At 57.6% G+C, this 618-nt stretch carries 2 tRNA genes; both read left to right on the forward strand.

Going from position 1 to position 618, the window contains the following annotated elements:
* Positions 1-9: 9 nt before the first annotated feature.
* Positions 10-86, forward strand: a tRNA-Ile gene (locus tag FBQ73_RS01025).
* A gap of 92 nt (positions 87-178) precedes the next feature.
* Positions 179-254, forward strand: a tRNA-Ala gene (locus FBQ73_RS01030).
* Positions 255-618 lie beyond the last annotated feature (364 nt).

Genomic DNA, 618 nt, shown 5'->3' on the forward strand with positions numbered 1-618 from the left:
GCCGGTTTCGGGCCTGTAGCTCAGATGGTTAGAGCGCACCCCTGATAAGGGTGAGGTCGGACGTTCGAGTCGTCCCAGGCCCACCACTTCTTCTGGTGACAGATCTGGGGCAGCGGATGATCCGCTGCGGCCTTTGTCCTTGCAAATGCGTTCCAAACGTCTGTGGCATCTGTCAAAAGGGGCCATAGCTCAGTTGGGAGAGCGCGTGCTTTGCAAGCATGAGGTCGTCGGTTCGATCCCGTCTGGCTCCACCATTTCCCGCTCGGGAGATGTTGGGCAGAGTGGCGCGATGCTTTGGCTTGGCGTTGGCAGCAAGGGCTGTCTTAAAGTTTGTCCGTGAGTTCCTGTTTTGCATGTTCCGCAACATGCCGGCTGAGCGCTGTGCGCCTTCCGGTGGGATATGCACGGCTATATGACATCGTGAATATGGGCATTGATCGACTGAACCGCGGCAACGTGGTCGGGTCGTGGAGGACAGGCGCAAGTTTGTTCTGATGCGATCGTTGGGTGCTGACCGCACCTTCGTCGAGACAATGCGAAGCTGGTCTTTTCAAATATGACCGTCGATCCATTTGGCCAGGTGGCGCAAGCTGCCGGGGCAAATTCCCGCAAGGGTGA

The sequence above is a fragment of the Xanthobacter autotrophicus genome (assembly GCF_005871085.1).
Taxonomy (GTDB): domain Bacteria; phylum Pseudomonadota; class Alphaproteobacteria; order Rhizobiales; family Xanthobacteraceae; genus Xanthobacter; species Xanthobacter autotrophicus.